Origin of the sequence: Streptomyces sp. RerS4 (assembly GCF_023515955.1) — a bacterium.
Lineage (GTDB): Bacteria > Actinomycetota > Actinomycetes > Streptomycetales > Streptomycetaceae > Streptomyces.
The window spans coordinates 5260571-5285742 of sequence record NZ_CP097322.1 but is presented as its reverse complement, the minus strand read 5'-3'; the positions used below and the strand labels follow the sequence as shown (position 1 = coordinate 5285742).

Genomic DNA, 25172 nt, shown 5'->3' with positions numbered 1-25172 from the left:
ACGAATTCCACGCGACGGCGGCTCGCGCGGCGGCCGTGCGGCGGCCCGTTCAGCGCAGCGTGGCGGGCACGTCCATCGCGGAACACACCGCGCGCCACACGTCCTTGGTCTCCCAGCCCGCTTCGAGCGCCTGGTGGACGGTGAGTCCGCCGAGTTCGGCCATCACGTGGTCCCGGGCGAAGGAGTCGGCGTAGGAGGCACCGAAGTGCTCCGCCATCCGCTCCCAGAAAATCGTCAACCGCATGCCCCCAGTATCCCGCTCCGGAGAGTGCACCGGTCCCGTTCGCCCCTCCCGGCCCGCGTCCGGCGTCCTACGGTTTCTGGCATGCCTGGAGACGAAGCCTCCCCGCTGGCCCGCGCCGAGCAGTTCATCTGGCTCACGGCCCGCGTGCTGGAGCAGCGCCGGTTCGCGTTCCACTTCCTCGGCGGTGACGCCGACCCGGTCGACGCGGCCCTCGGCGCGTACCTGGGGGGCGACGGCGGCTACGGGCACGCGCTCGACCCGGACCTGCGCGGCCCCCTGAGCCAGCCCCTGCACACGGCGCACGCCCTGCGGATCCTCGACGGCCTCGGCCGCTGCGCGGGCCGGCGCGTCGAGCGGCTGTGCCACCACCTGACCCTCGTCTCGACCTCCGACGGGGCGCTGCCCCTGGTCGTGCCCGCCCCGCGCGCCTACCCGGCGGCCCCGTACCACCCGGTGCGCGACGACCCGCCGGGCGAGCTGCTGACGACGGGCCCGGTCGTGGGCGTCCTGCACCGCAACCGGATCTGGCACGCGTGGCTGTTCCGGGCGACGGACTTCTGCTGGGAGCGCGTCGAGACGCTGCGCCACGCGCACCCGTACGAGGTCCAGAGCGCGGTCGCGTTCCTCGACGGCGTACCCGACCGGGCCCGCGCGACGGCGGCCGCGGACCGGCTGGGCCGGCTCGTGCGCGAGCGGCGCCTGGCGGTGCTGGACCCGGCCCGCGGCGAGGAGTACCCGCCCTCCCCCGGCTACGCCCCCGGCGAGCTGCTCTTCCCGCACGACTACGCCCGCCGTCCGGAGTCGCTGGCCCGGGGCTGGTTCACCGACGAGGAGATGCGGCGCTCGCTGGACTTCCTCGTGGCGGAGCAGCGGCCGGACGGCGGCTGGCCGGTACGCCGCCGGGCCTGGGCCCCGGGCAGCTCCCTGGAGCGCCGCCCGATCGCCACCCTGGAGGCCCTGCTGACACTCCGGTCGTACGGTCGCCCCCTCGGCCCGGCGAAGGCCTCCCAAGAGACGACCTAGCCCCCCAGCGCCCGCACGCCCGCCGTGACCACGACGGCCGCCGCGACGACGACGAGGAACGGGGCCCGCAGCAGCAGGGCGACCCCGGCGGCGGCGAGCCCGGCGGCGCGGGCGTCGAGGACGAGCGCGCTGCCGGTGCTGAACGTCTGCTGGGCGGTGAGCGCCGCGAGCAGCGCGACGGGCAGCAGGGCGGCCAGCCTGCGCACGACCGGCCGCTCCAGGGCGGCGGCGGGCACGAGCAGTCCGGCGAGCTTGACGGCGTAGCAGCCGACGACGGTGAGCCCGATGGCGATCCAGACGTTCACGGGCGGCGTCCCTTCATCCACAGCACGACCGGCGCGGCGAGCGCGGCGACCAGTACGGGAACCCCGGCGGGCAGCACCGGCAGGAAGCCCAGTCCGAGCACCAGGGCGAGGGCCGCGACGGCCCGTTCGGTGGCGGTCTTGAGCATCGGCGCGAGCAGGGCCAGGAAGACGGCGGGTCCGGCGGCGTCCAGTCCCCAGGCGTTGGTGTCGCCGATGGCCTCGGCGCCGAGCGCGCCGAGCAGGGTGGTCAGGTTCCACAGGACGTAGAGGGAGAGCCCGGTGACGGTGAACCCGAGCCGGGCCGACTTCCGGTCGCCCTGGGCGAGGGCCACGGCGGTGGTCTCGTCGATCACCCAGTGCGCGGCGAAGGGCTTCGCCGCGCGGGGCAGCGCCAGCAGCTGGGACAGCCGCAGTCCGTAGAAGGCGTTGCGGGTGCCGAGGAAGAAGGCGCCGGCGGCGGCGGTGAAGGGGTTGCCGCCCGCCGCGAGGGCTCCGACCAGCGCGAACTGCGAGGCTCCGGTGAAGACCAGCAGGCTCAGCGCGCAGGCCTGCAGGGTGCTGATGCCGGCTCCGGCGGCGGTCACGCCGAACGCGAAGCCCGACAGTCCGACGGCCACCCCCACGCCGAGCGCGTCCCGTATGACGGCGGCGCGCGGCCGACCGGCGTCGACCCCGACGGGGGTCTCCTGTGTCACGATCCGTTGTTCTCCCACGCGGCCGAACGTACGGGGGCCGGTGGGTCGGGGTCTTGTACGTTCTTGCACGTTCCTGCACGCCGGGGCGCGCGCACCGGCGCGCGGAGCCCGAGGGGCAGCCCCGCCCCGGCTCAGCCTTCGGTGGCCCGTTCCCGGCGGTAGGCGCCCGGCGGGACGCCCACGATGCGGGTGAAGTGCCGGTTCAGGTGCGGCTGGTCCGTGAAGCCGACGGCGACGGCCGCCTCCGCCGGGGCCGTGCCCGCGTCGAGGAGCCTGCGCGCCCGCCGGACCCGGGCGTCGGTGAGCCAGGTGTGGGGCGGCATCCCGTAGCGCGCCCGGAAGGCCCGCAGCAGGGCGAAGGGGCTCGTGCCCAGCTCCGCCGCGAGCTGCTCCAGCGAGGGCGGCTGCGCCATCCGCCCCTCCAGCACCGCCCGCGCCCGTTCGGCGTCGGCGGTGCCCGCGCCCCGGACCGTACGGGCGGGCAGCGGTCCCGCGTGCCGGCCGAGCATCCGCGCCACCACGCCCCGTAGCAGGGTGTCGGCGGCCAGCGCGTTGCCCGCCTCGGCGGCCCGGTGCACCTCGGCGATCGCCCGCGCGGCCCGCGCGTCGGCGACCATGTCGGCGGTGAAGCCCGGGGTGCCGCGCAGCGTGCCCAGCTCGGCGGCGACCTCGGTGATCAGGGCGCGGGAGGGGTAGAGGGTGGCGTAGGCCCAGCCCTCGGGCACGCCGGCGCGGGCCGAGTGGGGGACCTCCGGGTTGATCAGGACGACGCTGCCGGGGCCGGCCCGCACGGCTCCGCCGGGCAGCCCGATCTCCTCGACGCCGCCGGTGACGGCCGCGATGACGTACCCGTCGTGGGCGTGGCGCGGGAAGGTGTGGCGTACGTAGTGGGCGCGCAGCAGGTCGAGGCCCGGCAGCTGGGCGTACCGCCAGTGCCGTGCCCATTCCCCGTTCCCCTCGGCGCTCCCCATGACCCCATTCTGCGCCCCGGCCGGCGAGGGCGTTTCCCCAGGTCCGGGGCGTTGTCGGTGGGCGGGTGCAGGATGGGGGGATGGCACGCTCCGCGCTCGACTCGTTCTCTCCCGCGACCCGCTCCTGGTTCTCGGGGGCCTTCGACGCGCCGACGGCCGCGCAGGAGGGCGCCTGGGCCGCGATCGGGCAGGGGTCGGACGTCCTGGTCGTGGCGCCGACCGGCTCCGGCAAGACGCTGGCCGCCTTCCTCGCCGCCCTGGACCGGCTGGCGTCGACCCCGCCGCCCGCCGAGGCGAGGAAGCGCTGCCGGGTGCTGTACGTGTCGCCACTGAAGGCGCTCGCGGTCGACGTGGAGCGCAACCTGCGCAGTCCCCTGACGGGGATCCGGCAGGAGTCGGCGCGGCTCGGTCTGCCCGAGCCCGATGTCCGCGTGGGGATCCGTTCGGGGGACACCCCGCCCGCCGAGCGCCGCGCGCTGTCGACGCGACCGCCGGACATCCTGATCACCACGCCGGAGTCGCTGTTCCTGATGCTGACCTCGTCGGCCCGGGAGGCGCTGGCCGGGGTGGAGACGGTGATCCTGGACGAGGTGCACGCGGTCGCCGGGACCAAGCGGGGCGCCCATCTGGCGTTGTCCCTGGAGCGGTTGGACGAGTTGTTGCCGCGTCCCGCCCGCCGGATCGGCCTGTCGGCGACGGTCCGGCCGGTCGAGGAGGTGGCGCGCTACCTCGCGCCGCGCGGCCGGGTGGAGATCGTGCAGCCGCCGTCCACCAAGGAGTTCGACCTGTCGGTGGTCGTACCCGTGGAGGACATGGGCGAGTTGGGCGGCTCCCCGGCCTCCGAGGGCCGCGAGGGCGGCGACAGGCCGTCGATCTGGCCGCAGGTGGAGGAGCGGATCGCGGATCTCGTCCAGGCGCACCGTTCGACGATCGTGTTCGCCAACTCCCGCCGTCTCGCGGAGCGGCTGTGCAACCGGCTCAACGAGATCGCGTACGAGCGGGCGACGGGCGAGGTCCTCGGCGAGGGGGCGCCGCCGCCCGCCGAGATCATGGCGCAGTCGGGCGGCGCGCAGGGCGCCCCGCCGCTGCTGGCCCGCGCCCACCACGGATCGGTGTCCAAGGAGCAGCGGGCGCTGGTCGAGGAGGATCTGAAGGCGGGCCGGCTGCCGGCCGTGGTGGCGACGTCGAGCCTGGAGCTGGGCATCGACATGGGCGCCGTCGATCTGGTGGTGCAGGTGGAGTCGCCGCCCTCGGTGGCCTCCGGGCTCCAGCGGGTGGGTCGCGCCGGGCACCAGGTGGGCGCGGTCTCCACGGGGGTGGTGTTCCCGAAGTACCGGGGGGACCTGGTGCAGGCGGCGGTGGTCACCGAGCGGATGCGGGTGGGGGCGATCGAGTCGCTGCGCATCCCCTCCAATCCGCTGGACGTGCTGGCCCAGCAGCTCGTCGCGATGACGGCGATGGACACCTGGCAGCTGGACGACCTGCTGGCCCTGGTGCGGCGGGCCGCCCCGTTCGCGGCGCTGCCCGAATCGGCGTTCACGGCGGTGCTGGACATGCTGGCGGGCCGCTATCCCTCGGACGCGTTCGCCGAGTTGAGACCCCGCGTGGTGTGGGACCGGGTGGCGGGGACGATCACCGGCCGGCCGGGCGCCCAGCGCCTCGCGGTCACCTCCGGCGGCACCATCCCCGACCGGGGACTCTTCGGCGTCTTCCTCGCGGGCTCCGACCCGAAGAAGGGCGGCGGCCGGGTCGGCGAGCTGGACGAGGAGATGGTCTACGAGTCCCGCGTGGGCGACGTGTTCACCCTCGGCACCACCTCGTGGCGGATCGAGGACATCACCCGCGACCGGGTCCTGGTCACCCCGGCGCCCGGGGTGCCGGGCCGGCTGCCGTTCTGGAAGGGCGACCAGTTGGGCCGCCCCCTCGAACTGGGCCGCGCCGTCGGCGCGTTCCTGCGCGAGCTGGGCGGTCTGAGCGCCGAGGACGCCCGGCTGCGCCTCCTGGCGGCGGGCCTGGACGCCTGGGCCTCGGAGAACGTGCTCGCGTACCTCGCCGAGCAGCGCGAGGCCTGCGGACACGTACCGGACGACCGGACCATCGTCGTGGAGCGCTTCCGTGACGAGCTGGGCGACTGGCGGGTGGTGGTCCACTCGCCGTTCGGCGCGCAGGTGCACGCCCCGTGGGCGCTGGCCCTCGGCGCCCGCCTCGCCGAGCGGTACGGGATGGACGCCCAGGTCATGCACGCCGATGACGGCATCGTGCTGCGCCTGCCGGACGCGGACCTGCTCGGCATGGACCTCCTCGACCACGACCCGGCGCAGGTGGCCGCGCGATCCTTCGAGTTCGACGACGGACAGGCCCCGCTGGGCGCCGCCGACGTCACCTTCGACCAGGGCGAGGTCGCCGGGATCGTCACCGACCAGGTCGGCGGCTCGGCCCTGTTCGCCTCCCGCTTCCGCGAGTGCGCCGCCCGCGCGCTGCTGCTGCCGCGCCGCAACCCCGGCAAGCGCACACCGCTGTGGCAGCAGCGCCAGCGTGCCGCGCAACTGCTCCAGGTGGCTTCCGAGTTCGGCTCGTTCCCGATCGTGCTGGAGGCCGTACGGGAGTGCCTCCAGGACGTGTTCGACGTACCGGGGCTCACGGAGCTGATGGGCGACGTCGAGGCCCGCCGGGTGCGCCTGGTCGAGGTCACCACCCCGGAGCCCTCCCCCTTCGCCCGTTCCCTCCTGTTCGGTTACGTCGCCCAGTTCCTCTACGAGGGGGACTCCCCGCTCGCCGAGCGCAGGGCGGCGGCGCTGTCGCTGGACTCCCGGCTGCTCGCCGAGCTGCTCGGCCAGGCGGAGCTGCGCGAACTGCTCGACGCCGAGGTACTGGAGGAGTTGGAGCGGGAGCTCCAGTGGCTCACCGATGACCGGCGCGCCAAGGACGCCGAGTCGGTGGCGGACCTGCTGCGCCTGCTGGGCCCGCTCACGGAGGCGGAGCTCGCCGCGCGGGGCGCGGAGCCGGACTGGGCCGCGTCCCTGGGCGCGGCGCGGCGGGCCATCCGGGTCCGGATCGGCGGGGCGGACCACTGGGCCGCGGTGGAGGACGCGGGCCGGCTGCGGGACGCGCTGGGCACGGCGCTGCCGGTCGGGGTGCCGGAGGCGTTCACCGAGCCGGTGAAGGACCCGCTGGGCGACCTCCTGGCCCGGTACGCCCGTACGCACGGACCGTTCACCACCGCCGCCGTGGCCGCCCGCTTCGGCCTCGGCGCGGCGGTGACGGAGGGCGCGCTGCACCGACTCGCGGCGGCGGGCCGGGTGGTGCAGGGCGAGTTCCATCCGGCGGGCATCGGCCAGGAGTGGTGTGACGCGGCGGTGCTGCGCAGGCTGCGCCGCCGGTCGCTGGCCGCGCTGCGCCAGGAGCTGGAGCCGGTCCCGCCGGCCTCGTTGGCCACCTTCCTGCCGCAGTGGCAGCACCTGGGCGGGGGCCTGCGCGGGATCGACGGCCTGGCCCGCGCGGTGGAGCAGCTCCAGGGCGCCCCGGTGCCGGCGTCGGCGCTGGAGCGGCTGGTGCTGCCGTCGCGCGTGGCGGGCTACGCCCCGGGCCTGCTGGACGAGCTGACCACCAGCGGGGAGGTGGTGTGGGCGGGCGCGGGGGCCCTGCCGGGCAAGGACGGCTGGATCTCCCTCTACCTGGCGGAGGCGGCCCCCCTGCTGCTGCCCGAGCCGCACCCGCTGGAGCTGTCCGAGCTGCACCGGGCGGTCCTCGACGCCCTCTCCGGGGGGTACGGGCTGTTCTTCCGCCAGCTCACCGACGCCGTGCGGGCCCGCCACCCGGAGGCCTCGGACCTGGCCCTGTCCACGGCCCTGTGGGACCTCGCCTGGTCCGGCCGGCTGACGAACGACAGCCTGGCCCCGCTGCGTTCCCTGCTGGGCTCGGGCCGCACGGCCGGCGCGACCGCCCACCGGGCCCGGCGTACGGTGCCGCGCGGCCGGTACGGCACCCTGGGGGCGACGGTGACCCGCAGCGGCCCGCCCACGGTCTCCGGCCGCTGGTCGCTGCTGCCGGCGCCCGCCCCCGATCCGACGCACCGCGCCCACGCCCTGGCCCGTACGCTCCTGGACCGCCACGGCGTGGTCACGCGGGGCGCCGTCGCGGCGGAGGGCGTCGAGGGCGGTTTCAGCGCGGTCTACCGGATCCTGTCGGCGTTCGAGGACAGCGGGCAGGCCCGGCGCGGCTATGTGGTGGAGGGGCTGGGCGCGGCCCAGTTCGCCATGGACGGGGCGGTGGACCGGCTCCGGGCCGCCGAGCGGACCCCTCCCCCGCTGGCGGCGGTGGTCCTGGCGGCGGCCGATCCGGCGAACGCGTACGGGGCGGCCCTGCCCTGGCCGGAGCCTCCCGCCGGGGCCACGCACAAGCCGGGCCGCAAGGCGGGCTCGCTGGTGGTCCTCGTCGACGGGGAGCTGACCCTGTACCTGGAGCGCGGCGGCAAGACCCTGCTGGCGTGGCCGGAGCCGGGCGATCCACGTCTCGCGGCGGCCACGGCGGCGCTGGTGACGGCCTCGCGTACGGGCGCGCTGCCGACGCTGACGGTGGAGCGGATCAACGCGGCGGCGGCCCTGACCTCGCCTTTCGGCTCCGCCCTGGAGACGGCCGGCTTCCACGCCACCCCGAGAGGGCTGCGGCTGCGCGATTGAGCACCCGCGAATGAGCGCCCCGATTGAGCACGTCAGGCGGTATCGGCCGCGCATCGGATGTCTTGGGCATGTCACGAAACCGTCGCCGGTCGCCCGTAAGAGGTCCTCAGGACGACCGAAGCGCTTATCCGTGCTTTATCAAGGTGATCACACACGTCGCAGACGACGCCGTGGAACGCACCACCACCATGGGGGACAAGAAAAGTGAGCACCTTCACCATGCGCAAAACCACTCTGGGCACGATCGGCCTGGCCGTCGCCGGCACCCTCGTCCTGACGGGCTGCAAGGACGGCAACGAAGAGCTGATCTCGGACCGGCCGTCCGCCCCGGCGACGGCCGCCCCGTCCTCCGCCGCATCCTCCGCCCCGTCCGCCACGTCCGCCCCCTCCGCTGCCCCCAGTACGGACGCGAGCGCGCCGGCCGCCGGCGCGGGCGGCGTCGCGAAGCCGGGCCAGGTCTTCAAGATCGGCGAGAGCGCGACGGTCCCCTTCAGCTACGGCAGCAACAAGGGCGGCCAGATCGCCCTCACCGTCACCGCGATCGAGCAGGGCAACCCGGCCGACCTGGACGTGCTCAAGCTCGGCGACAAGGTCAAGGGGATGATCCCCTACTACATCCGTTACTCGATCAAGAACACCGGCACGACGGACCTGTCGTACTCCACCGTGGGCCACATCAAGGGCCTGCTCGGGGACGGCTCCGAGGCGCAGGGCGTCTCGATCATCGGCAAGTTCGAGAAGTGCCCGAACGAGTCGCTGCCCAAGGGCTTCACCAACGGTCGGACGCAGACCAGCTGCGCCGTGGCCCTCGCCCCCTCCGCCCAGACGAAGGTCTCCGGCGCCCAGTACTGGGGCGACCCGTACAACTCGCTGAACAACAACAAGGAACTCGTCTGGAAGTAGGCGCCGGCGCCTCTCCGCTGACTGAACCCTCCGACGGAACCCGATGGAACCCGACGCAACCCCCGTGGCGACGACCCGCCGCAGGGGTTGCGCCGTCCCCGGCCCCGTCCCCGGAGCGACAATGGCACCGTGCCCGAAGGAGACAGCGTCCACCGCGCGGCGGCCCGCCTGCACGCCGCCCTCGCCGGCAGACCCTTGACCGTCACCGACCTGCGCGTCCCCCGCTTCGCCACCGCCGACCTCACCGGCCGCACCACCCTCGACGTCACCCCGCGCGGCAAGCACCTCCTCGCCCGCATCGAAGGCGGCCTCACCCTCCACAGCCACCTGCGCATGGACGGCGCCTGGCACGTCTTCGCCGCCGGCCAGAAGTGGCACGGCGGCCCCGCCCACGAGATCCGGGCCGTCCTGGCCACCGCCGACGCCACCGCCGTCGGTTACCGCCTCCCCGTCCTGGAACTGCTGCGCACCTCGGACGAGGCCCGCGTCGTGGGCCACCTCGGCCCCGACCTCCTCGGCCCCGACTGGGACCCCGCCCGCGCCGCCGCGAACCTCCTGGCCGACCCCGAGCGCCCCCTCGGCGAGGCCCTGCTCGACCAGCGCAACCTGGCGGGCATCGGCAACGTGTACAAGGCCGAGCTCTGCTTCCTGGCCCAGGTCACCCCCTGGACCGCGGTCGGGGCGCTCCCCGACCCGCCGGCCACCCTCCCACGCCTGGCCTCCGCCGCGCAGCGCCTGCTGGCCGCGAACATCGGCGACACCGGCCGGCGCGGCCACCGCAACACCACCGGCAGCCTCCGCCCCGGCCAAGAGCTGTTCGTCTACGGCCGCGCCCACCGCCCCTGCCTGCGCTGCGGAACCCCGATCCGCGAAGCTCCCCAGGACGACCGCCCCACCTACTGGTGCCCCCGCTGCCAACACGGCCCGACCCCCTGAGGGTCCCGCCCACGGACCGCGCAGCACAGTTGACGCCCCGTCAGATCTGCTCGTACGGTCCCCGCATGCCCACACCCACCGCCTCGTACGACCTCACCGGCCGCACCGCGCTCGTCACGGGAGCCGCCGGCGGCATAGGCCGCGCCACCGCCCGACTCCTCGCCGGCGCCGGCGCGGCCGTGCACTGCGCGGACCGCGACGAGCGGGGCCTCGCCGAAACCGTCGCTCTGATCGCCGGTGCCGGCGGCGTCGCCCGCGCCCACCGCCTCGACGTCACCGACCGGGCCGCCCTGCGGGCCGCCGTCACGGCCGCCGGACCCCTCGACATCACCGCCGCCATCGCGGGCGTCATGCACACCAGCAGCGTCCTGGACACCACCGACGAGGACCTCGATCGGATCCTGGACATCAACTTCAAGGGCGTCCTGCGCACCTGCCAGGAAGCCGTCCGCGCCATGATCGCCGCCGGCCGACCCGGCTCGGTGATCACGATGGCCTCCGGCGCCGTGGACGCCGCCCAGCCCGGCCTGCTCTGCTACAGCGCGGCCAAGGCCGCCGTGGTCCAGCTGACCAAGACCCTCGCCACGGAGAGCGGCCCGCACGGCATCCGCGTCAACGCGGTCGCCCCCGGGTGGATCCGTACCCCCATGACCGCCCGCCACAGCCCCGAGGTCCGGCAGCGGACCGAGGCGGCCATGGTCCGCATGTCTCCGCTCGGGCGGGTCGGTGAGCCGGAGGACATCGCGCAAGCGGTTCTCTACCTGGCCTCCGACGCCTCTTCGTTCATGACGGGGCAGATCCTTCGCCCGAACGGGGGAGTCTCGATGCCCTGGTGACGCGCCGGACCTCGGTGACGCCCCGGGCCCTGGTGACGCCCCGGACCCCGGTGACGCCCCGACCCTCGCCGTGGCTCCCGCCCGCCGCCCGCCACGGCGTGCAGTGCACCGGCAGCAGTCCCAGCCCCCAGCCGCCCGCGGCCACCGCGGCCTCCACGGGCCCGGCCTCGGCGGGCGCCAGCGCGAGCCTCAGCACGGCCCACCACCAGAGCACGCCCACGGCCACCGCGAGGGCCACGGTCGGGGGTATGTGTTGTAACCGCCGCACGGCGACCTCCCAGCGGGCCGGTTCCCGGACGGCTTCATCCTCCCCCACCACCCCCGCGCCCGCACCCGAACACGGGCCGAAGGCCCCCCAGCCGTCGGCCCCGGACGGCAAGAAGCCCCGGCCGGTGCTCACGCACCACCCGGGGCTCCCGCCACACTCACACGCTCACGTGTGCGCTCAAGCGGCTACGACGTTCACCGCGTCCACGGGTGCCTTGATGGTCACCCGCTCGGGTCCGCCCGCGACCGAGGCCACGGAGACCGAATTGAGCATCGGGCGCACCGGTGCCGGCACCGGTTCGCTTGCGGCGGCCGACTGCGCAAGCTCCGCCAGCGACAGCTCGTCACTGACTTCGCGCATCAGCTCGGACATCCGTACGTCCAACGCGTCGCAGATCGCGGAGAGCAGCTCGGAGGATGCCTCCTTCTGCCCCCGCTCCACCTCGGAGAGATAGCCGAGCGAAACTCGGGCGGACGAGGAGACTTCGCGCAGAGTACGGCCCTGGCGCTGGCGCTGCCGACGCAGCACGTCACCCAGCAGGCGACGGAGCAGAATCATCGGTGGCTCCCTCCTCTGACCGTGTAGCCGTAACCTTCACGCCCCACCGTACCGCCTCGCGCCGCGGCCGTGCGGGGAGCGATGTCGTGTTCACTCAGGGCTGCAAACATCAAATCCCCCCGTTCTGTTCCGTATCCTGCCCCCGCAGATTCTCGCGGAGTTCGCTCGAGAGGAGTTCGAGCACTGTCCGTGCACTCTCCCTACGGATTTCCGCACGGGAGCCGTTCAACCGCAGACGGACCGTTTTCCTGCCCGCCGGCCCCGCCACGGCCACGAAAACCGTGCCCACCGGCTGCCCGTCCTGAGGGTCGGGACCGGCCACTCCCGTCGTCGCGATCCCCCACGATGCGCCCAGCGCACGCCGGACTCCGACGGCCATCTCCTCCGCGACCTGCGCGTTCACCGCGCCTTCGGCGGCCAGCAGGCCCGCGTCCACACCCAGCACCAGATGCTTCAGCTCCGTGGCGTAGGCGGTCACCGAACCGCGGAAGGAACGGGAGGCCCCGGGCACCGCCGTCAGCTCGGCGGCCACCAGCCCACCGGTCAGCGACTCCGCCACCGCCAGCGTCTGGTCACTCTCCGCGAGCAACCGCAGTACTTCTCCGGCCACTCGCGCACCGGCTTCCCCCGCTCGCGCGGCGTCCGGCGTCTCCCCCGCCCCGTATGTCACCTCGCGGCCCGCTCCGCGGCCAATCCGGCCCGGCGCAGCACCACGGCCTGCCGTACGTAGTCCAGACCCGTGACGACGGTCAGCACGACGGCGAGGGCCATGACCCAGAACCGCAGGGTCGCCAGCGGCCCGGTCAGCGCGAGCACGTACATGCCCACCGCCGTGCCCTGTGCCAGGGTCTTGAGCTTGCCGCCCCGACTGGCCGGGATCACCCCGTACCGGATCACCAGGAAGCGCATCAGCGTGATCCCGAGCTCCCGCCCGAGGATCACCCCGGTCACCCACCAGGGGAGGTCTCCCAGCAGCGACAGACAGATCAGCGCCGACCCCATGATCGCCTTGTCGGCGATAGGGTCGGCGATCTTCCCGAAGTCCGTGACCAGGTTGTAGGTCCGGGCCAGGTGCCCGTCGAAGATGTCGGTGATCATCGCGACGGCGAAGGCCGCCCACGCCCAGGCCCGCCATACGGGGTCATAGCCCCCGTCGGCGAGCAGCAGCAGGACGAATCCCGGCACGAGGACGAGCCGGATCATCGTCAGGATGTTCGCGATGTTCCACAGGCTGGCCTGATTGACGGCCGCAGCCCCGAGCTTCGCGCCGGGCACGGGCCGGCGGCCTGTCCCGCCCGCCGCAGATGCCGGGACTCCGGTCATCCGGCCGCCTCCTCAAGATCCACGCCCAGCGGCTCCGCCACCAGGTCCACACCGAGGGTGCCGACCACCTTCGCCGTGACGATACGCCCCGGGACCAGGCCCGTGCCGTCCGTGAAGACGACCTGGCCGTCGGTTTCCGGCGCCTGGTGGGCGGCGCGCCCGTAGGCGCCCTCGCCGTCCTCGTCGAGGGACTCGACCGACTCGACGAGTACCTCCAGGGTCTCCCCGATCCGCTCCTCGGCGCGCTGCGAGGTGAGTTCCTCGGCCAGGCGCTGCATGTGGGCGAGGCGCTCGGCGATCGTGTCCGCGTCCAGCTTGTTGTCGTAGGTGACGGCCTCGGTGCCGTCCTCGTCGGAGTAGCCGAAGACCCCGATGGCGTCGAGGCGGGCGTGGGTGAGGAAACGCTCCAGCTCGGCGAAGTCCGCCTCGCTCTCGCCGGGGAAGCCGACGATGAAGTTGGAGCGGACGCCGGCCTGCGGGGCCTTGGAGCGGATGGTGTCCAGCAGCTCCAGGAAGCGGTCGGTGTCGCCGAAGCGGCGCATGGCGCGCAGCACGTCGGGGGCCGAGTGCTGGAACGACAGGTCGAAGTACGGCACGACCTTGGGCGTCGAGGTCAGGACGTCGATCAGGCCGGGGCGCATCTCGGCGGGCTGGAGGTAGCTGACGCGGACGCGCTCGATGCCGTCGACGGCGGCCAGCTCGGGCAGCAGCGTCTCCAGCAGGCGGATGTCGCCGAGGTCCTTGCCGTACGAGGTGTTGTTCTCGGAGACCAGCATGATCTCCTTGACGCCCTGCTCGGCGAGCCAGCGCGTCTCGCCCAGCACGTCACTGGGGCGGCGCGAGATGAACGAGCCGCGGAAGGACGGGATGGCGCAGAAGGAGCAGCGGCGGTCGCAGCCGGAGGCGAGCTTGACCGAGGCGACCGGGCTCTTGTCCAGGCGGCGGCGCAGGGGCGCGCGCGGGCCGGAGGCGGGCGCGAGCCCGTCGGGCAGGTCGGCGGGGGCCTCGGCCGGCTCCTCGGCGGGGGTCTGCGCGTGACCGGGCAGGGCCACGTCGGCCCGCTGGCGCTCGGCGGGGCTGATCGGCAGCAGCTTGCGCCGGTCGCGCGGGGTGTGGGCCTCGACGCTGCCACCGCTGAGGATGGTCTGGAGGCGGTTGGAGATGTCGGCGTAGTCGTCGAAACCGAGGACTCCGTCGGCCTCGGGAAGCGCTTCGGCGAGTTCCTTGCCGTAGCGCTCGGCCATGCAGCCGACGGCGACGACGGCCTGGGTCTTGCCGTGATCCTTGAGATCGTTGGCTTCCAGCAGGGCGTCTACGGAGTCCTTCTTCGCGGCTTCGACGAAGCCACAGGTGTTGACGACGGCGACGTCCGCGTCGGCGGCGTCCTCGACGAGCTCCCAGCCATCCGCCGCCAAGCGGCCTGCGAGCTCCTCCGAGTCCACCTCGTTACGGGCGCAGCCAAGAGTGACAAGGGCGACGGTACGGCGTTCGGGCATGGACTCAAGACTACTTCGTCCCGGCGCCGGCCCCCGCCTCACGTCCCCCCACACCAAGATCCCCGGGGCCGGCGGGCGGTGCCGCGCGGGATCCCGGGGATTTGGAATTCGTCGTTCCGTGCTGGTCAGCCCGCCTGGGCCTGGTCCTCGCTCGGGTCGTCCTTGGTGTAGGTGAGACGTTCGACCTGTCCCGGCTGGAAGTCGTCCTTGATCTCCTTGCCGTTCACGAACAGCTTGACGGCCCCGGCGTCGCCGAGCACGAGGTCGACGGACTCCTTGTCGGTGAAGGTCTTCGACTCGCCCTGCGCGAGGGTGCCGTCGAAGAGGAGTCGGCCGCTGTGGTCCTTCGCGGAGATCCAGCTCTCGCCGGTGTCGGCCGTCAGGACGACGGTGACGAGGTCCTTGGGAGCCGCCGCGATGGCGCTGTCCGAGGGCTCCGGCTTGGGTGCGGGCGGGGTCGGGCGGGAGAGTCGGCCGGCTTGCCCGCGGGCTGGCGGGGCTGCGCCGGCTTCCCGGCCGGCCGGGCCGAGGCGGAGCCCTCCGCGACGGGTCGCTTGCCGCTGTCGTCGCCACCGCTGAAGGCGGTGAAGCCCACGAAGCCGATCACGGCGACGATGGCGGCGACCATGGCGGCGGTCCAGTTGGGCCGCTGCCGTTCGGGGCGGATGCGCTCGGCTTCGAACATCGGCGCGGCGGGGGTGGGTGCCGGCCGGCCGCCGTGGGCCGCGTCGTAGCTCTCGACCAGGGGTGCCGGATCGAGGTGCACGGCGCGGGCGAGCGTACGGATGTGACCGCGGGCGTAGACGTCACCGCCGCACCGCGTGAAGTCGTCCTCTTCGATCGCGTGCACGATCGGGATGCGCACGCGGGTGGTGGAACTGACCTCGTCGACGGTGAGCCCGGCGGCGATGCGGGCCTTCTTGAGGACCGTCCCGATGGACGGTTCCTCGACGGGTCCTTTGACGAGGCGGTCCTCGGACCCGTCGCCGGTCGAAGGCCGCTCTTCTTCGGGGGAGTTGGCGTTGCCGATGGACACGTGGGCGCCTTTCGAGCGTGTAGCCACCTGCTGGAGGTCCAGTCTAGGGGGGTGACGAAAGGGTGGGGCAACCGGAGGGTCCGCTTCCCTACGCCATCCGAATGGCTTCGGGAAGACCCGCGGCTGCCTCCCTCAACTTGACGCGGGCCCGGGGGAAACGGTTGCCGGCCGATCCCATACGGTCGAGTGAGCCGGCCCGGCGCCGTTCAGTCCCCGTTCCCATCGCCCCCATCGGCGGCGGGCGCCCCTACGGCGCCCCCTCGCCCCGGATCACCGCGAGCACCCCGTCCAACTCGTCCGGTTTGACCAGGACGTCGCGCGCCTTCGAACCCTCGCTCGGGCCGACGACCCCCCGCGATTCCATGAGGTCCATCAGCCGCCCGGCCTTGGCGAAACCCACCCGCAGCTTGCGCTGGAGCATGGAGGTGGAGCCGAACTGCGTGGAGACCACCAGCTCCGCCGCCTGGCACAGCAGGTCGAGGTCGTCGCCGATCTCCTCGTCGATCTCCTTCTTCTGCTTCTGCCCGACGGTCACGTCGTCCCGGAAGACGGGCGCCATCTGGTCCTTGCAGTGCCCGACCACCGCCTGGACCTCGTCCTCCGTGACGAAGGCGCCCTGGAGGCGGACCGGCTTGTTCGCGCCCATCGGCAGGAACAGTCCGTCACCCTTGCCGATCAGCTTCTCCGCGCCGGGCTGGTCCAGGATGACGCGGCTGTCGGCGAGGGAGGAGGTCGCGAAGGCGAGCCGCGAGGGCACGTTCGCCTTGATCAGACCGGTCACCACGTCCACCGAGGGCCGCTGTGTGGCGAGCACCAGGTGGATGCCGGCCGCGCGGGCCAGCTGGGTGATGCGGACGATCGAGTCCTCCACGTCGCGCGGCGCCACCATCATCAGGTCCGCGAGCTCGTCGACGATCACCAGCAGGTACGGGTACGGGTTGAGCTCGCGCTCGCTGCCCGGCGGCAGCGTGATCTTGCCGTCCCGGATGGCCTGGTTGAAGTCGTCGATGTGCCGGAAGCCGAAGGCGGCCAGGTCGTCGTAGCGGAGGTCCATCTCCTTCACCACCCACTGGAGGGCCTCGGCGGCCCGCTTGGGGTTGGTGATGATCGGCGTGATCAGGTGCGGGATGCCCTCGTAGGCGGTCAGCTCGACCCGCTTGGGGTCGACCAGCACCATCCGCACCTCCTCCGGGGTGGCCCGCACCATGATCGAGGTGATCAGGCAGTTGATGCAGGAGGACTTGCCGGAACCGGTGGCGCCCGCGACCAGGACGTGCGGCATCTTCGCGAGGTTGGCCATCACGTAGCCGCCCTCGACGTCCTTGCCGAGCGCGACGAGCATCGGGTGGTCGTCCTCGGCGGCGTCCGCCAGCCGGAGCACGTCACCCAGGTTGACCATCTCGCGGTCCGTGTTCGGGATCTCGATGCCGACGGCCGACTTGCCCGGGATCGGGCTGATGATGCGCACGTCCGGGGAGGCCACGGCGTAGGCGATGTTCTTCGCCAGCGCCGTGATCCGCTCGACCTTGACCGCCGCGCCGAGCGTGACCTCGTAGCGGGTCACCGTCGGCCCCCGGGTGAAGCCGGTGACCTGCGCGTCGACCTTGAACTCGGTGAAGACGTTCGTCAGCGAGGCGACGACCGCGTCGTTCGCGGCGCTACGGGTCTTGCCCGGCCCGCCCTTCTCCAGCAGGTCCAGCGAGGGCAGCGCGTACGTGATGTCCCCGCGCAGCTGGAGCTGCTCGGCGCGGGGCGGCAACGGCTGGGCCGGCGGCGGGGCCTTCGTCAGGTCCGGCACCGACAGCGTGCCGGACGCGGCGGCGGTCCGCTCGTGCGGCGCGTCGGCCTCCGCAGCGGTGGCGGCCGCCGCGGCGGGCGCGGAGGGCGCCTCCCGCGCGCGGGCGGCACCGGAGCGGTGATCTCCACGCCCTCCCGCTCGACGGAGATGCCCTGGGTGAGGTCGGCGACGAGCGGCGACGGCGGCAGCCCGCCGTAGACGGCCCCGTCCAGCGCGGCCGCCGCTGCGGCGGCCACGTCGACGGCGTCCATCTCCCGCTCCCCGGCCGCCCGGCGCTGCGCCGCGGCCTGCGTCGGGCGAGCGCCGCCTCCTCGGCGGCGTCGGCCGGATCGCCCGGGGCCCCGCCGGTACGGGCGCGCCACTGCTCGGCGTCGTGACGACCCCGCCGCTCGGGGCCGTGGCCCGCCGCCTCCGGCTCCCCGTAGCCCTCGTCGTATTCGTTCGGCGCGATGATCCCGAGCCGGATGCCCAGCTTCCGCAGTCGCTGCGGGATGGCGTTGACCGGGGTCGCGGTGACCACCAGCAGCCCGAAGATCGTGAGCAGCACCAGCATGGGCACGGCCAGGGGGGCGCCCATGGTGAAGATGAGCGGCTTGGAGGCGCCCCATCCGATGAGCCCGCCCGCGTTCTGCATGGCGGTGGTGCCCTCGTCGCGGCCCGGCGCCCCGCAGGCGATGTGCACGAGTCCGAGGACTCCGATGACCAGGGCGGACAGACCGATGCCGATCCGGCCGTTGGCGTCGGTCTGCTCCGGGTGGCGGATGAAACGTGCCGCCATGATCGCGAGGAGGATCGGCACGAGCAGGTCGAGGCGGCCGAAGGCGCCGGTGACCAGCATCGTGACCAGGTCGCCGACGGGTCCGCTCAGGTTCGACCAGGTGCCGGCGGCGACGATCAGCGCGAGCGCCAGCAGCAACAGCGCGATGCCGTCCTTGCGGTGGGCCGGGTCGAGGTTCTTCGCTCCCCGGCCGACGCCGCGCAGGATCGCGCCGACGGCGTGCGCGAGACCGAGCCAACAGGCGCGCACCAGCCGCAGCACACCCCCGGTCGGGGACGGCGCCGGTTTGGCGGCGACCTTCTTGACTGGGGGACGCTTGGCCGCGGCGGCCTTCTTGGCGGGCGGCTTGCGGGCGGGGGCCGCCTTCTTGGCCGGCGCCGTCGTACGGCCGGTGCGGCCCTTCGCGGCGCCCGCGCTGCTCGGGGAACCCTTGCCGGACGTACTTGAGGCCATGGGGCCGAGGTTACCGGTGCGCACGCCGGTGGACACGCGTGCCCACCCCTTCACCCGTTCGTGTCGCCCCGTCCGTACGTGTTTTGACGCCGCGCCAGACCTGGCACCCCACCTGACGCCAGACCTGAAGCCCAGCCGGCCGACCGCCCGCCGGGGCCCGTTCGCCGTACGCGACCGGGCCCGGTCGCCCTACGTCGAGCGCGCCCCGGGCCACGACCCCACGCCGGATCGGCCCCGCACCGGCTCAGCCCTGCGCCGGCAGGACCGGCGTGACCCCGCCGGTGCCCGGCTCCAGCGCGTCCAACGCCCGCCGCAGTCCCGTCAGCTTCCGTTCCAGGTGGGCGGCCGTCGCCACCACCGCCGCTTCGGCCGAGTCCTCCCCGAGCTGCTTGGTCAGCGCCTCCGCCTGCTCCTCCACCGCCGCGAGCCGCGCGGAGAGTTCGGCCAGCAATCCGGCCGTCTCCTTGCTGCCGTCGCCGTTGGTCCCGCCGCCCTCCAGCTGGAGGCGCAGCAGGGAGGCCTGCTCGCGCAGTTGGCAGTTCTTCGTGTACAGCTCCACGAACACCGAGACCTTGGCGCGCAGCACCCACGGGTCGAACGGCTTCGAGATGTAGTCCACCGCGCCCGCCGCGTACCCGCGGAAGGTGTGGTGCGGACCGTGGTTGATCGCGGTGAGGAAGATGATCGGGATGTCCCGGGTCCGCTCGCGCCGCTTGATGTGCGCGGCGGTCTCGAACCCGTCCATGCCCGGCATCTGGACATCCAGCAGGATGACCGCGAAATCGTCCGTCAGCAGCGCCTTGAGCGCTTCCTCCCCCGACGACGCCCGGACCAGTGTCTGATCGAGCGCGGAGAGGATGGCCTCCAGCGCCAGCAGATTCTCCGGCCGGTCGTCGACCAGGAGGATCTTGGCCTTCTGCACCATGCCCTGTCCTCCTCGCCCCGGCATGGGGCCTCCCCGGCTCCTGGCTCCGGCCTGTTCGCCGGGCCCCGCCCCAGAGGACGGCATCCTTGCGCCGTCCGTCCTTGTGCCGGTCATCGTAGCCCCAGTCCCGAGATCGCCACACCCTGTCACCAAGATGTCACTGTGCACGAAGCGGAAACGTGACAGGAGGGCAGAAGGTTCCCGGAAGCTTCCCGCCCGCCCTCCCGTCGTCAGGCTCGGTCCGCGCGCATGTGCTGCTCCATCACCGACAGCAAATAATCGGGCTCGACCGGCTTGGTGACGTAGTCGGAGGCCCCGGAATCGATGGCCTTCTCCCGGTCCCCCTTCATCGCCTTCGCCGTCAGCGCGATGATCGGCAACCCCGCGAACTGCGGCATCCGCCGGATCGCCGAGGTCGTCGCGTACCCGTCCATCTCCGGCATCATGATGTCCATCAGCACCACCGCCACGTCGTCGTGCTGCTCCAGGACCTCGATGCCCTCCCGCCCGTTCTCGGCGTAGAGGACCGCCAGCCCGTGCTGCTCCAGCACGCTCGTCAGCGCGAACACGTTGCGCACGTCGTCATCGACGATCAGCACCCGCTCGCCGTGGAAGTCGTAGCTCCGCGGCGGCGTCGGCAGCGGCTCCTGCGCCTCCCAGGCCTCACCGTCCGGCTGTCCCGGCACCTCGGTACGCGGCAGCGGATGCGGCGTGGGCTTGCGGCGGCGCCGGAACAGCGCGGACGAGCCCTGCCCGGCGGGTTCCGCCACCGGCAGCGCGTGGCGCACCGGCACCGCGTTCCGGGCGCCCGTACCCAGCGCGGGCTGCGGCGACGCGGCCGGCAGCGCCGGCGCCTTCGGCCCCGCCTCCTCGACCACCCTGCGGTACTCCCCGCGCGCCCCGCCCGGCGTGGGCGGCGCGTATCCCTGCGGCGGCAGCTCGCTGGGGTGCAGCGGCAGGTACAGGGTGAAGGTCGAACCCCGTCCCGGCTCGCTGGCCGCGTGGATCTCCCCGCCCAGCAGCCGGGCGATCTCCCGGCTGATGGACAGCCCGAGGCCGGTGCCGCCGTACTTGCGGCTCGTCGTACCGTCCGCCTGCTTGAACGCCTCGAAGATCACCAGCATCTTGCTCTCCGCGATCCCGATGCCCGTGTCGGTCACCGAGAAGGCGATCAGGTCGGCGTCCGCCTCGCGCAGCGAACCGGCCTCCAGCAGCTGCTCCCGGATCGCCGCCGGCACGTCCCCGCCGGCCGGCCGGATCACCAGCTCCACCGCCCCGTTGTCGGTGAACTTCACCGCGTTCGACAGCAGGTTCCGCAGCACCTGCAGGAGCCGCTGCTCGTCGGTGTGCAGGGTCGCGGGCAACTCCGGGGAGACCCGTACCGAGAAGTCGAGCCCCTTCTCCGCCGTCAGCGGCCGGAACGTGGCCTCCACGTAGTCCACCAGCTGGACGAGCGCGATCCGGGTCGGCGAGACGTCCATCTTCCCCGCCTCGACCTTCGACAGGTCGAGGATGTCGTTGATCAGCTGGAGCAGGTCGGAACCCGCGCCGTGGATCGTCTCGGCGAACTCCACCTGCTTCGGCGAGAGGTTCTCGTCGGCGTTGTCGGCGAGCAGCTTGGCCAGGATCAAAAGCGAGTTGAGCGGGGTCCGCAGCTCGTGCGACATGTTCGCCAGGAACTCGCTCTTGTACCGCATCGAGACCGCGAGCTGCTCCGCCCGCTCCTCCAGGACCTGCCGGGCCTCCTCGATCTCGGTGTTCTTCACCTCGATGTCCCGGTTCTGCCGGGCCAACAGCTCGGCCTTCTCCTCCAGTTCGGCGTTGGCTGCCTGGAGTGCCTTCTGTCGGTTCTCCAACTCGTCGGAACGCTCGCGCAGTTGCTCGGTCATCTCCTGGGACTGCTTGAGGAGCATCTCCGTCTTGGAATTGACGGAGATGGTGTTCACGCTCGTCCCGATCATCTCCGCGATCTGGCTGAGGAAGTCCTTCTGGATCTGCGTGAACGGCTGGAAGCCGGCCAGCTCGATGACGCCGAGCGTCTTCCCCTCGAACAGCACCGGCAGCACGATCACATGCGCCGGCGGCGCCTCGCCCAGCCCCGATGAGATCTTCAGATAGCCCGGCGGGGTGTTCTCGACCAGGATGGTCCGCTTCTCCTCGGCGACCGTCCCGATCAGCCCCTCACCCGGCCGGAACGAGATCGGCATCTGACTGCCCGCGTACGCGTAACTCCCGCGCATCCGCAGCTCGTACGAGCCCTCCCCGGTCCCGTCCGCCCCGATCTCCGTGCTCCCACCGGTCGGCAGCGCCAGGAAGAACGCACCGTGCTGCGCGGCCACGACCGGAGTCAGCTCGCTCATGATCAGCGAGGCGACGTCGTCCAGGTCCCGGCGCCCCTGCATCAGCGCGGAGATCCGCGCGAGGTTGCCCTTGAGCCAGTCCTGCTCCTTGTTGGCCAAGGTGGTGTCGCGCAGGTTCACGATCATCGTGTTGATGTTGTCCTGGAGCACCTGGATCTCGCCGGCCGCGTCCACGTCGACCTTCAGGCTCAGGTCTCCGCGCGTGACCGCCGTGGCCACCGCCGCGATCGCCCGCACCTGGCGGGTGAGGTTCCCGGCCATCTCGTTCACGGACTCGGTCAGGTCGCGCCAGGTCCCGTCGACGTCACGGACCCGGGCCTGACCGCCGAGGATGCCCTCGGTACCCACCTCACGGGCCACCCGCGTCACCTGGTCGGCGAACGACGACAGCTGGTCGACCATCGTGTTGATCGTCGTCTTGAGCTCCAGGATCTCGCCCCGGGCGTCGATGTCGATCTTCTTGGTCATGTCGCCCTTGGCGATGGCGGTCGTGACCATGGCGATCTGCCGCACCTGACCGGTGAGGTTGGACGCCATGAAGTTCACCGAATCGGTCAGGTCCTTCCACGTGCCCGAGACCCCGGGGACGTGCGCCTGACCGCCGAGCCGACCCTCCGTACCCACCTCGCGGGCCACCCGCGTCACCTCGTCCGCGAACGACGACAGCGTCTTGACCATCGTGTTCACCGTGTCGGCGAGCTGGGCGACCTCACCGCGCGCCTCGACGGTGACCTTCTTCGTCAGATCGCCGTTGGCGACCGCCGCCGAGACCTGCGAGATGTTGCGCACCTGCGACGTCAGGTTGTTCGCCATCAGGTTGACGTTGTCGCTCAGGTCCTTCCAGATGCCGGTCACCCCGCGCACGCGCGCCTGACCGCCGAGGATGCCCTCGGTACCCACCTCGCGGGCCACCCGCGTCACCTGCTCCGCGAACGACGACAGCTGGTCCACCATCGTGTTGACGGTCGTGACCAGTTCGAGGATCTCGCCCTTCGCGTCGACGGTGATCTTCTTCGACAGGTCGCCCATGGCGACCGCCGTCGTCACCTCCGCGATGTTGCGCACCTGCGAGGTCAGGTTGTTGGCCATGAAGTTGACGGACTGGGTCAGGTCCTTCCAGGTACCGGAGACCCCCTTCACCTCCGCCTGACCGCCGAGGATGCCCTCGGTACCCACCTCACGGGCGACCCGCGTCACCTGCTCCGCGAAGTTCGAGAGCTGGTCGACCATCGTGTTGAGGGTGTTCTTCAGCTCCAGGATCTCGCCGCGCGCGTCCACGTCGATCTTCTGCGACAGATCACCGCGCGCCACCGCCGTCGCGACCTGCGCGATGTTGCGGACCTGCGAGGTCAGGTTCCCGGCCATGCCGTTCACCGAATCGGTCAGATCCCGCCACACCCCGGCCACGCCCGGCACCTGCGCCTGACCACCGAGCCGGCCCTCCGTACCCACGTCCCGGGCGACCCGCGTCACCTGCTCGGCGAACGCCGACAGCTGGTCCACCATCGTGTTGATGGTGTTCTTCAGCTCCAGGATCTCGCCGCGCGCGTCCACGTCGATCTTCTGCGACAGGTCACCACGCGCCACCGCCGTCGTCACCTGGGCGATCTGGCGCACCTGGGACGTCAGGTTCCCCGCCATGAAGTTGACGGAGTCGGTCAGCTCCTTCCAGGTCCCGGACACCCCCTCCACCCGGGCCTGACCGCCGAGCCGCCCCTCCGTACCCACGTCCCGCGCCATCCGCGTGACCTGATCGGCGAACGAGGACAGCTGGTCGACCATCGTGTTCACGGTGTTCTTCAGCTGGAGCATCTCGCCGGAGACGTCCACCGTGACCTTCTGCGACAGATCGCCGTTCGCGACCGCCGTCGTCACCTGCGCGATGTTGCGCACCTGCCCGGTCAGATTCCGGAAGGCGGTGTTCACCGAATCGGTGAGGTCCTTCCACGTCCCCGCCGCCCCCGGCACCTGCGCCTGCCCGCCCAGCTCACCTTCGACACCGACCTCACGGGCCACCCGCGTCACTTCGGAACCGAACGACTGGAGCTGGTCCACCATCGTGTTGACGGTGTTCTTCAACTCCAGCATCTCGCCGGCCACGTCGACCGTGACCTTCTGCGACAGGTCACCGTTCGCGACCGCCGTCGTCACCTGCGCGATGTCCCGCACCTGCGTGGTGAGGTTGCGGAACACCGTGTTCACCGAGTCCGTGAGGTCCTTCCACGTCCCCGCCGCCCCCGGCACCTGCGCCTGACCACCGAGCAGCCCCTTGGCGCCGACCTCGCTGGCCACGCGCGTGACCTCGTCCGCGAAGGTCCGCAGCGTCTCGGTCATCTGGTTGATCGTCTCGGCGAGCTGCGCCACCTCGCCGCGCGCGCTGACCCGTACCTTCTGCGACAGGTCACCGTTCGCGACCGCCGTCGTCACCTGGGCGATCCCGCGCACCTGCGCGGTCAGATTGCCCGCCATCGTGTTGACGGAGTCGGTCAGGTCCTTCCACACGCCCGCGACGCCGGGCACCTTGGCCTGTCCGCCCAGCTCACCCTCCGTACCCACCTCACGGGCGACCCGCGTCACCTCGGAGGAGAACGAGGACAGCTGGTCCACCATCGTGTTCACGGTGTTCTTCAGCTGGAGCATCTCGCCGGCCACGTGCACCGTGACCTTGCGCGACAGATCGCCCTTCGCCACCGCCGTCGTCACGAGAGCGATGTCACGCACCTGAGCGGTGAGGCGGTACGCCATCGTGTTGACGGAGTCGGTCAGGTCCTTCCACGAACCGGACATCCCCCGCACCTGGGCCTGACCACCGAGCTTGCCCTCGGTACCCACCTCCAGCGCCACCCGCGTCACCTCGTCGGTGAACGCCGACAGCTGGTCGACCAGGTTGTTGACCGTGCGCCCGACCTTCAGGAACTCCCCGCGCAGCGGATGCCCCGCTCCGTCCGCGCTCTGCGTCCGCAGGTCCATCCGCTGGTCCAGGTCACCTTCGGCCACCGCCGACAGCACCCGCCCCACCTCGGACACCGGCCGGGCCAGATCGTCCACCAGCTGGTTCGAGGCGTCGATCGCGGCCGCCCAGGAACCCTCACAGGCCCCCGTCTCCAGCCGCTCGCTCAGCTTGCCCTCCCGACCCACCATCCGCCGGACCCGGGACAGCTCCCCGGTCAGGTGGAGATTACGGTCGGCGACCTCGTTGTAGACGGCGGCGATCTCCGCCATCACGCCCTCGCCGGACACCGTCAGCCGCTTGCGGAAGTTCCCGTCCCGCATCGACACCAGGGCCGTGAGCAGCCGGTTCAGGGCGGCTGTATCGACTTCCGTCGTCCCGTTCCGCCGGGACCGTCCGCCCTTGGGCCGCGTTCCCGTACGCCGCACCGCCGCGCCAGACTCCACCGTGTCCCTCCCAGAAGGGTCGACCACTGTTCCACCGGACATCCGATATCCAGATCCCGGCTCTCCAAGCCTGCCCAGTGTTTCACCCCGGCCGAACCCGGCCATAACACTTCGGCACCATCGCACACCGGCCGCACCCTGCGAGTGGAATCCCGTACGACGGCCTCCTCGCGACCGCGAAGGTAAGTA

16 protein-coding genes and 2 pseudogenes are annotated in these 25172 nt (G+C 72.4%); 5 read left to right on the top strand and 13 right to left on the bottom strand.

What is annotated here, in order from left to right; translation table 11 throughout:
- Nucleotides 1-49: 49 nt before the first annotated feature.
- Entirely contained in the window at nucleotides 50-244 is a 195-nt protein-coding gene (locus tag M4D82_RS24560) for a DUF3046 domain-containing protein (protein ID WP_249768087.1), read from the bottom strand.
- 81 nt (nucleotides 245-325) lie between these two features.
- Here M4D82_RS24560 and M4D82_RS24555 point away from each other — a divergent pair, with 81 nt between their 5' ends.
- Nucleotides 326-1267 carry a hypothetical protein gene (locus M4D82_RS24555; RefSeq protein WP_249768086.1) on the top strand — a complete coding sequence of 314 codons (942 nt, stop codon included), beginning with the start codon at nucleotides 326-328 and terminating at the stop codon, nucleotides 1265-1267.
- Here M4D82_RS24555 and M4D82_RS24550 read toward each other — a convergent pair.
- From M4D82_RS24550 to M4D82_RS24540, 3 genes are all read right to left on the bottom strand, one after another.
- Entirely contained in the window at nucleotides 1264-1572 is a 309-nt protein-coding gene (locus M4D82_RS24550) for an AzlD domain-containing protein (protein ID WP_249768085.1), read from the bottom strand. The genes M4D82_RS24555 and M4D82_RS24550 overlap by 4 nt on opposite strands.
- Nucleotides 1569-2285 (bottom strand): AzlC family ABC transporter permease, encoded by a 717-nt coding sequence (locus M4D82_RS24545; protein WP_502988993.1) that lies wholly within the window; start codon nucleotides 2283-2285, stop codon nucleotides 1569-1571. The genes M4D82_RS24550 and M4D82_RS24545 overlap by 4 nt, the downstream gene beginning before the upstream one ends.
- 113 nt (nucleotides 2286-2398) lie before the next feature.
- Nucleotides 2399-3238 (bottom strand): AraC family transcriptional regulator, encoded by an 840-nt coding sequence (locus tag M4D82_RS24540; RefSeq protein ID WP_249768084.1) that lies wholly within the window; start codon nucleotides 3236-3238, stop codon nucleotides 2399-2401.
- An 80-nt stretch (nucleotides 3239-3318) separates the two neighbouring features.
- Between M4D82_RS24540 and M4D82_RS24535 the strand changes: the two genes are divergently transcribed.
- From M4D82_RS24535 to M4D82_RS24520, 4 genes are all read left to right on the top strand, one after another.
- Nucleotides 3319-7917: an ATP-dependent helicase gene (locus M4D82_RS24535; RefSeq protein WP_249768083.1), complete on the top strand. Its 4599-nt coding sequence runs from the start codon at nucleotides 3319-3321 to the stop codon at nucleotides 7915-7917.
- A gap of 219 nt (nucleotides 7918-8136) precedes the next feature.
- Entirely contained in the window at nucleotides 8137-8820 is a 684-nt protein-coding gene (locus M4D82_RS24530; RefSeq protein ID WP_249768082.1) for a hypothetical protein, read from the top strand.
- 129 nt (nucleotides 8821-8949) lie between these two features.
- Nucleotides 8950-9756, top strand: a complete 807-nt coding sequence (locus tag M4D82_RS24525; protein ID WP_249768081.1) for an Fpg/Nei family DNA glycosylase — start codon at nucleotides 8950-8952, stop codon at nucleotides 9754-9756.
- Nucleotides 9757-9821: 65 nt separating this feature from the next.
- A complete protein-coding gene (locus M4D82_RS24520; protein WP_249768080.1) occupies nucleotides 9822-10592 on the top strand; it encodes an SDR family NAD(P)-dependent oxidoreductase in 771 nt (256 codons plus the stop codon).
- On the opposite strand, the gene M4D82_RS24515 is transcribed toward M4D82_RS24520, so the two are convergent.
- The 9 genes and pseudogenes from M4D82_RS24515 to M4D82_RS24475 form a co-directional block, all read right to left on the bottom strand.
- Nucleotides 10540-10860 (bottom strand): hypothetical protein, encoded by a 321-nt coding sequence (locus M4D82_RS24515; protein ID WP_502989088.1) that lies wholly within the window; start codon nucleotides 10858-10860, stop codon nucleotides 10540-10542. The genes M4D82_RS24520 and M4D82_RS24515 overlap by 53 nt on opposite strands.
- A 177-nt stretch (nucleotides 10861-11037) precedes the next feature.
- On the bottom strand, nucleotides 11038-11418 hold the full coding sequence (locus M4D82_RS24510) for a helix-turn-helix domain-containing protein (protein ID WP_249768079.1): 381 nt from the start codon (nucleotides 11416-11418) through the stop codon (nucleotides 11038-11040).
- 109 nt (nucleotides 11419-11527) lie between these two features.
- A complete protein-coding gene (locus M4D82_RS24505) occupies nucleotides 11528-12028 on the bottom strand; it encodes a CinA family protein (protein WP_249768078.1) in 501 nt (166 codons plus the stop codon).
- Nucleotides 12029-12084: 56 nt separating this feature from the next.
- Nucleotides 12085-12741: a CDP-diacylglycerol--glycerol-3-phosphate 3-phosphatidyltransferase gene (pgsA, locus tag M4D82_RS24500; RefSeq protein WP_249768077.1), complete on the bottom strand. Its 657-nt coding sequence runs from the start codon at nucleotides 12739-12741 to the stop codon at nucleotides 12085-12087.
- On the bottom strand, nucleotides 12738-14237 hold the full coding sequence (rimO, locus tag M4D82_RS24495; RefSeq protein ID WP_249768076.1) for a 30S ribosomal protein S12 methylthiotransferase RimO: 1500 nt from the start codon (nucleotides 14235-14237) through the stop codon (nucleotides 12738-12740). The genes pgsA and rimO overlap by 4 nt, the downstream gene beginning before the upstream one ends.
- 125 nt (nucleotides 14238-14362) lie before the next feature.
- Nucleotides 14363-15273 (bottom strand): annotated as a pseudogene (locus M4D82_RS24490) (helix-turn-helix domain-containing protein).
- Between the two features lie 247 nt (nucleotides 15274-15520).
- A pseudogene (locus M4D82_RS24485) lies at nucleotides 15521-18302 on the bottom strand (FtsK/SpoIIIE family DNA translocase).
- Between the two features lie 244 nt (nucleotides 18303-18546).
- Complete coding sequence (locus M4D82_RS24480; RefSeq protein WP_249768075.1) at nucleotides 18547-19227, bottom strand: response regulator; 681 nt, start codon at nucleotides 19225-19227, stop codon at nucleotides 18547-18549.
- A gap of 230 nt (nucleotides 19228-19457) precedes the next feature.
- The gene (locus M4D82_RS24475; RefSeq protein ID WP_249768074.1) at nucleotides 19458-24983 is read right to left on the bottom strand and encodes a HAMP domain-containing hybrid sensor histidine kinase/response regulator; all 5526 of its coding nucleotides are present in this window, start codon (nucleotides 24981-24983) and stop codon (nucleotides 19458-19460) included.
- Nucleotides 24984-25172: the final 189 nt, after the last annotated feature.